The organism is Sphingobium sp., from assembly GCF_032153725.1.
In the GTDB taxonomy this organism is placed as follows: domain Bacteria; phylum Pseudomonadota; class Alphaproteobacteria; order Sphingomonadales; family Sphingomonadaceae; genus Sphingobium.
The window spans coordinates 21,687-29,295 of record NZ_JALDYQ010000065.1; the positions used below are offsets into that span (position 1 = coordinate 21,687).

7 protein-coding genes are annotated in these 7,609 nt (G+C 65.1%); 5 read left to right on the top strand and 2 right to left on the bottom strand.

The features are described 5' to 3' along the window. Positions 1 to 20: 20 nt before the first annotated feature. Together RUH75_RS18220 and RUH75_RS18225 are read right to left on the bottom strand one after the other, a co-directional pair. Positions 21 to 449 carry a CoA-binding protein gene (locus RUH75_RS18220; RefSeq protein ID WP_313808581.1) on the bottom strand — a complete coding sequence of 143 codons (429 nt, stop codon included), beginning with the start codon at positions 447 to 449 and terminating at the stop codon, positions 21 to 23. 112 nt (positions 450 to 561) lie between these two features. Then, on the bottom strand, positions 562 to 1,323 hold the full coding sequence (locus RUH75_RS18225) for an Mrp/NBP35 family ATP-binding protein (RefSeq protein ID WP_313808587.1): 762 nt from the start codon (positions 1,321 to 1,323) through the stop codon (positions 562 to 564). A 396-nt stretch (positions 1,324 to 1,719) separates the two neighbouring features. Here RUH75_RS18225 and hflK point away from each other — a divergent pair, with 396 nt between their 5' ends. The 5 genes from hflK (at position 1,720) to RUH75_RS18250 (ending at position 7,551) form a co-directional block, all read left to right on the top strand. Beyond that, positions 1,720 to 2,829 carry an FtsH protease activity modulator HflK gene (gene hflK, locus RUH75_RS18230; RefSeq protein WP_313808582.1) on the top strand — a complete coding sequence of 370 codons (1,110 nt, stop codon included), beginning with the start codon at positions 1,720 to 1,722 and terminating at the stop codon, positions 2,827 to 2,829. Further along, the gene (locus tag RUH75_RS18235; protein ID WP_313808583.1) at positions 2,829 to 3,674 is read left to right on the top strand and encodes a protease modulator HflC; all 846 of its coding nucleotides are present in this window, start codon (positions 2,829 to 2,831) and stop codon (positions 3,672 to 3,674) included. The genes hflK and RUH75_RS18235 overlap by 1 nt, the downstream gene beginning before the upstream one ends. A gap of 123 nt (positions 3,675 to 3,797) precedes the next feature. Next, positions 3,798 to 5,321, top strand: a complete 1,524-nt coding sequence (locus RUH75_RS18240) for a Do family serine endopeptidase (protein WP_313808584.1) — start codon at positions 3,798 to 3,800, stop codon at positions 5,319 to 5,321. A 179-nt stretch (positions 5,322 to 5,500) separates the two neighbouring features. After that, the gene (locus RUH75_RS18245; protein ID WP_409592395.1) at positions 5,501 to 7,129 is read left to right on the top strand and encodes a helicase HerA-like domain-containing protein; all 1,629 of its coding nucleotides are present in this window, start codon (positions 5,501 to 5,503) and stop codon (positions 7,127 to 7,129) included. Positions 7,130 to 7,146: 17 nt separating this feature from the next. Next, complete coding sequence (locus RUH75_RS18250; protein ID WP_313808585.1) at positions 7,147 to 7,551, top strand: hypothetical protein; 405 nt, start codon at positions 7,147 to 7,149, stop codon at positions 7,549 to 7,551. The last annotated feature ends 58 nt before the right edge of the window (positions 7,552 to 7,609 follow it).

A 7,609-nucleotide genomic window follows, 5' to 3' on the forward strand; every position in this document is an offset into this window, starting at 1 on the left:
GCCCTATTGCGCCGAAAGGCTCAAGCAACCGGCTCAAGCTGGAGGCGGCGTATCTCGATCACCGGGCACCGATCCATCACCACCTTGAGCCCAGCCGCCTCCGCGCGGGCGGCAGCTGCCTCATCGACGACGGCCAGCTGCATCCAGACCGATTTCGCGCCTGCGGCTATGGCATCGTCCACGGCCTCTCCCGCCACCTCGCTGCGGCGGAAGATGTCGACCATGTCGATCGGCACGCCGATATCGGACAGGCGCGCCCAGACGAACTCGCCATGGACATGCTCGCCCGCTATTTGCGGATTGACCGGCAGAACGCGATAGCCATGGTCCTGCAACGCCTTCATCACGCCATGGCTTGGCCGCCCGGGGCGGTCGGATATCCCGATCAGCGCGATGGTGCGGATTTCATTCAACAGATCGGCAATATCCTGTGCTGCGGTCAAAGGCATTTGGCGACACTCCATAATCTGTCCGACATGGGAAAGACGCGGGAGTACTGGAAGCTGTTCCCTTGAATGCACATCCCCCGCGCAGGCAGGAGCGCTCTTGACCCAATCCTGCTTAGCCCTTCAGCCAGTCCACCAGCTTCTCCGCGATCGCGCGGAAGGGCGCGCCATGCACATCATCCCCCGCCGCCGGCGGATCGCCCGCATCGGAACGGCGGCGAATATCGATGGCCAGCGGAATCCGTCCGAGGAAAGGCATGCCCATCTCGCCTGCCGCCGCCTCTGCGCCGCCCTGGCCGAAGGGGTCCGACACCTCCCCGCAATGCGGACAGGCATAGCCTGCCATATTCTCGACGAGGCCGATCATCGGCACATGGGTCTGCTCGAACAGGCTGACTGCCCGGATCGCGTCGATCAGCGCCAGATCCTGCGGCGTCGAAACGATGACCGCCCCGGCAGGCTTGTGCTTCTGCACCATGGACAGCTGCACGTCGCCCGTACCCGGCGGCATGTCCACGATCAGCACTTCCGTCGCGCCCCAGTCCGCCTCGATCAGTTGCGCCAGCGCATTGCCCGCCATCGGCCCGCGCCATGCCAGCGCCTTGCCCGGCTCGACCAGATGGCCCATGGACAGCATCGGGATGCCGAACGGGCTTTGCACCGGAATGAGTTGCTTGTCCTTCGCCTGCGGCTTCTGGTCCTCGCTCGCCATCAGCCGCGCCTGCGAAGGGCCGTAAATATCGGCATCGACCAACCCGACCTTCACCCCGATCCGTTGCAGCGCCACCGCCAGATTGGCCGAAAGGGTCGATTTGCCCACCCCGCCCTTGCCGGAAGCGACGGCGATGATCTTCAACGGCTTGCGCTCGGCAGTCATGGCGATGCGCACGTCGCTCACGTCCGGCAGGCTGAGCGCGCCCTCGCGGATCGCCGCGGCGACGGCATCGCGCTGCTCGGGCGAGAGGCCCGCCACGTCCAGCACCAGCGACATCACGCCGTCCTTCACCCGCGGCGCGCTGGCCCGGCCGTCGGTCAGGGTTTTCAGGCGGGCGGCAAAATCTTCAAGCTGGGTCATGGGACCGCCATGTAGTGCCGATCGCTTCGAAGCGAAACCGGCCCGACCCCATTTTTGTCCGGGAAATGTTTGCGGCCGTGATTTCCCAGCCGCCAGATGTATCCATCTGGTTCAAAATTACTCTAGCGACATCATTCGAAACAATAATCGTTGCTAAGGGCACTGTTTTTCGCCGGAGAGCCTTCCTATAGAGGAGCGATGAAGAGAATTTTCGGGTGGATGCCGGGCATAGCGAGCGCCATGGCCCAGGGTCCCTGGGGCGGCAAGAACGACGGGCCGGACGGCAATGAGGGCAAGGGGGGCGACGGCGGGCCGCGCAACCCCTGGACGCAACCCGGACGCCCCGGCTCCAAGGGACCTTCCGCGATCGAGGAACTGCTCCGCCGCGGCAAGGACAGCTTCGGTCAGGGGGGCGGCGGTTTCGGCAACCTCCCGCCCCGGCCTTCCGGCAAGGCGCTCTGGCCTGCCGCGATCGGCATTTTGGTGGTGCTGTGGCTGGTCCTGACCTGCTTTCACCGCGTCGGCCCGCAGGAGCGCGGAGTCGTCACGCTGCTCGGCAAATATAGCCGTACTCTCTTGCCGGGCATCAGCCTGACCCTGCCCGCGCCCTTCGAAAATGTGACGACCGTGGATGTCGAGGAAATCCGCACCATCGATGTCGGCTCGACCCGCGCGGAGAGCGAGAATCTGGTGCTGACCGGTGACCAGAATATCATCGACCTCGCCTATTCGGTGCGCTGGAACATCCGCAATCCGGAGCTGTATCTGTTCCAGCTGTCCGACCCCGACGCCTCGGTTCGCGAGGTCGCGGAAAGCGCGATGCGCTCCGTCGTCGCCAGCGTCAGCCTGGAGGACGCGCTGGGCGCCGGCCGTACCGAGATCGAGCAGCAGGTCGAACAACGCATGCAGGAGATTCTCGACGGCTACAGGTCGGGCATCCGGGTCCAGGGCGTCGCGATCAAGCAGGCCGACCCGCCGACCGCCGTCAACGACGCGTTCAAGGCCGTGTCCGCCGCGCAGCAGACCGCGCAGACCTACCTCAACGAAGCCCGCGCCGCCGCGCAGCAGGTAACGGCCAAGGCGCAGGGAGAGGCAGCCGCGTTCGACAAGGTCTATGAACAGTATAAGCTCGCGCCCGACGTCACCCGCCGCCGCATGTATTATGAAACCATGGAGGGTGTCCTGTCGAACGTCGACAAGACCATCGTCGAAAGCGGCAATGTGACGCCGTTCCTGCCGCTGCCCGAACTCAAGCGCCGCGCGCAGGGGACGACCGCCCAGGGCACCTCGACCGAGGAGGGCCAGTGATGCAGGGCCTGATCCGCCACCCCGTCGCGCTGGCGCTGCTCGCCATCGCCGCTCTGCTGCTGATCGGCAGCACCATCGCGATCGTGCCCGAAACCAAGCAGGGCGTGGTCGTGCGTTTCGGCGATCCCAAGAAGATCATCAACCGCTACCGCCCGAACGAGGAGTTCGGCAAGACCGGCGCGGGCGTCATCCTGCGCTGGCCGTTCATCGACCAGATCGTCTGGATCGACAAGCGCGTGCTGTCGGTCGAGATGGAACGCCAGCAGGTGCTCTCCACCGATCAGCTGCGCCTTCAGGTCGACGCCTTTGCCCGCTATCGCGTCGTCGATCCGCTGCGCATGTATATCGCGGCGGGCAGCGAGGACCGCGTGTCCGACGCACTGCGCCCCATTCTCGGCTCGGCGCTGCGCAATGAGCTGGGCAAGCGGCCGTTCGCCGCGCTGCTCTCGCCCGAGCGCGGCCAAGTGATGGACAATATCGAGGCGGGGCTGAACCGCGTCGCCCGCCAATATGGCGCGCAGATCGTCGATGTCCGCATCAAGCGCGCCGACCTGCCCGACGGCGCACCGCTGGAAAGCGCCTTCACCCGCATGCGCACCGCGCGCGAGCAGGAGGCGCTCACCATCCGCGCCCAGGGCGCCAAGCAGGCGCAGATCATCCGCGCCGAAGCCGACGCCAACGCAGCGCGCATCTATTCGGAAAGTTTCGGCAAGGATGCGCAATTCTACGATTTCTATCGCGCGATGCAGGCATATCGCTATACTTTCGCCCCGGATCGGCAGGGGTCGACCTCCATGGTCCTCTCCCGCGACAATGATTTCCTGAAGCAGTTTCAGGGACGTTGATTGAGCGCTGAATTCATTACGGAACCAGCGTCATTCAATGGCGGTTAAGGCAAGGCGGCGCATGTCACTCCCCAAAGAGTCCCGCCTTTCCTTTCCGCTTGTTTCATGAGAGGACCGTCACGAGTGCGTTACGCTTATGCCATTACCGGTGCCCTGCTGCTTGGCGGCACCGCCATTGCCGTGACCTCCAGCCCGAATGTCGGCGCGCAGGTCGCCCAGAATGAGGGCATGCAGGCGGCTGCCCCCGCCGGCGCGCCCGCCAGCCTGGCCGATATGGTCGAAAAGCTGCAACCGGCCGTGGTCAACATATCGACCAGACAGCGGGTGCAGGTGCAGAACCCCTTCGCCGGCACGCCCTTCGGCGACCTGTTCGGCCAGGGCCAGAGCCAGGGTCAGGGCGGCAAGCCCCAGACCCGGCAGGCGCAGTCGCTGGGTTCCGGCTTCATCATTTCGGCCGACGGCTATATCGTCACCAACAACCATGTGGTGTCTGCGGGCGCCGAAGGCGCGACGGTAGACTCGATCACCGTCACCATGACCAATCGCGAGGAATATCCCGCCCGATTGGTGGGCCGCGACCCGGCGACCGACATCGCCGTCCTCAAGATCGACGCAAAAAAGCCCCTGCCCTTCGTGAAGTTCGGCGACAGCGCCAAGGCGCGGGTCGGTGACTGGGTGATCGCCATCGGCAATCCCTTCGCGCTTTCGGGCACGGTGACGGCAGGCATCATCTCCGCCGTGCATCGCGGCACCGGCGGCACCTATGACAAGTTCATCCAGACCGACGCATCGATCAATCAGGGCAACTCCGGCGGCCCGATGTTCGACATGCGCGGCAATGTGATCGGCATCAACAGCCAGATTCTCTCGCCCTCGGGCGGCAATGTCGGCATTGGTTTCGCCATCCCCTCGGAACAGGCGGCGCCTATCGTGGACACGCTGCGCAAGGGGCAGAGCGTCAAGCGCGGTTATCTGGGCATCCAGATCAGCCCGCTGGGCGAAGATCTGGCCGATTCCCTCGGCCTCGCCAAGAATCGCGGCGAGTTCGTGCAGGGCGTGGAACCGGGCAAGGGCGCGGACAAGGCCGGGATCAAGGCCGGCGACGTGATCGTCAGCGTGGCGGGCCAGGAAGTGACGCCGGACCAGAATCTCTCGTCCATCGTCGCCTCTCAGCCCATCGGATCGCGGGTGCCGATCGTGCTGCTGCGCAACGGCCAGCGCCAGACCGTGGCCGCCGTGGTCGGGGAACGCCCGTCGGAGGACGAGCTGAACGCCTTCGCCCAGAGCCAGGACGATGATTTCAACCAGCAGCAGGACGACCAGTCCAGCAGCGGTCAGGCAACCCAGCAGTCGCTCGGCATTTCCGCCATTCCGCTGACCTCGACCATCATCCGTCAACTCGGCCTTCCGGCCGACACGCGCGGCATCGTGATCACCGCCGTCGACGCATCGACCGATGCGGGCGCCAAGGGCCTGCGTCGCGGCGACGTGATCATCAGCGCCAACAACCGCCCGGTCGCGAACCAGGCGGAACTGGACGCGCAGGTCAAGGCGGTGTCGACACAGGGTCGCAGCGCGATCCTGTTGCAGGTGCTGCGCCGTGGCCAACCGGCGGTGTTCCTGCCCGTGCGGCTGCGCGATAAATAAAAGGCTGAAAATCAGGCGATCGTTACGGGTCGCGCTTGCCGGAGCCACTGTCTCGCTATTAGAGTGACGACGGACTCCGGCGGGCGCGGCCCGAAGCGAGTCTCTTTGTTTTCCGTGATTTCCGAGCCAGCAGGTGATCCCACCTGCTTCGAAATCACTACAGGGGGAGCATGACGCAGATGAGCGACGGCATTTTCATCGGCCTTGGCGCACCGGACAAGGATGGCGGCATCCCCCAGACGCTGAACCTGCGCAGGGCCAATCGCCACGGCCTGATCGCGGGCGCAACCGGCACCGGCAAGACGGTGACGCTGCAAGGCATTGCCGAAAGCTTTTCCGCGCTTGGCGTTCCCGTCTTCCTCGCGGATGTGAAGGGCGACCTGGCCGGCATTTCCATGGCCGGCTCCCCCACCGCGAAAAATGCCGACAAGCTGGTCGCCCGCGCCAGGGAAATCGGCATCGAAAATTACAGCTATGCCGACAACCCTGCGATCTTCTGGGATCTGTACGGCGAACAGGGCCATCCCATCCGCACCACCGTCAGCGAAATGGGGCCGCTGCTGCTCTCCCGCCTGATGGGGCTTAACGAGACGCAGGAAGGCGTGCTGTCCATCGCCTTCAAATATGCCGATGAGCAGGGGCTGCTGCTGCTTGACCTGGGCGATCTGCAAGCGATGCTGGCCTATTGCGCGGAAAATGCCGACAGCCTGTCCGCCCAATATGGCAATGTGACCAAGGCCAGCGTCGGGGCGATCCAGCGCCAGCTGCTCCAGCTGGAAAGCCAGGGCGGCGATCATTTCTTCGGCGAACCCGCGCTGGACATTCACGACATGCTGAAGGTCGATGACAAGGGCCGCGGCTATGTGAACGTGCTGGCCGCCGACAAGCTGATGCAGAGTCCCAAGCTATACGCCACCTTCCTTCTCTGGCTGCTGTCCGAACTGTTCGAGACGCTTCCCGAAGTGGGCGATCCGGACAAGCCGGTCCTCGTCTTCTTCTTCGACGAAGCGCATCTACTGTTCGACGACGCGCCCAAGGCGCTGACCGACAAGATCGAGCAGGTGGTGCGCCTGATCCGCTCCAAGGGCGTCGGCGTCTATTTCGTGACCCAGAACCCGATCGACATCCCGGAGGATGTGGCAGGCCAGCTCGGCAACCGCGTCCAGCATGCCCTGCGCGCCTTCACGCCCCGCGACCAGAAGGCGATCAAGGCCGCGGCTGACACCTTCCGCGTCAATCCGGACCTTAACGTCGAAACCGCCATCACCGAACTCAGGGTCGGTGAAGCACTGGTGTCGCTGTTGCAGGAGGACGGCTCGCCCGGCATCGTCCAGCGCACATTGATTGCCCCGCCCCGCTCGCGCCTTGGCCCGGTCGATGCCAGGGAGCGGGCGATCATCCAGTCCATTTCGCCCTGCGCCGGCAAATATGACACGCTGGTCGACCGCGAATCGGCGGAGGAAATCCTCGCCGCGCGCGGTCAGGCCGCTGCCGCCGCCGCGCAGGCCTCCAAGGCGCAGGTCGAAGCCGACAAGGCCGCCGCCGCACAGGCCAAGGTCGAGGCGAAACAGCGCGAGGCGCAACTCAAGGAACAGGCCCGGCAGGACGCCGCGGCCGCCCGCGACGCCGCCAAACCCTCCTCCTTCGACAAGGCGATCCAGTCCGCCACCCGCTCCGCCGCATCATCGGTCGGACGTCAGGTCGCCAATGAACTGGGCCGCGCGGTGTTCGGCGGGTCCAGCCGCAAAAGTTCGGGCGGGATCGCGGGCCAGCTGGTGCGCGGCATATTGGGCAGTCTGTTCAAATAAGCGCGGGGAGAAACGCCATGCGAAAGACGATTATCTGCACCCTGGGTCTGGCGTTCGCGATATCCGCTCACGCACAGGATCATCGCGACCTGCACCGCGCCGCCGATGCCGCCATCGCCATCGCCAGCGACATCGCCCGCGACCGTCAGGCCGAGCGCGACGCCAGGCGCCAGCCCTATGCCCCGCCCGGCTATGGTCCGATCCGCACCGCCACTGCCGCGCGCAACGCCTGCGCCGCCAAGGCGCGGGAGGAAGCCGGCCCCGGCACCAAAATCCTGGGCCGGATCGCCGCCAGCACCATGTCGACCGGCTGGGAAGTGGAAGGTGCAGTCGGTCCCTTTGACGGTCAGCGCTCCGTGCCCTTCGTCTGCTCGGTCCGCAACGGATCGGTCAGCGGTATCATGTTGCAGCCTGATCGGTAGAGTTTGGCCCAGTTAATTTTGAATCGTGTTCCTGCGAAGGCAGGAACCCAGTTCAAAC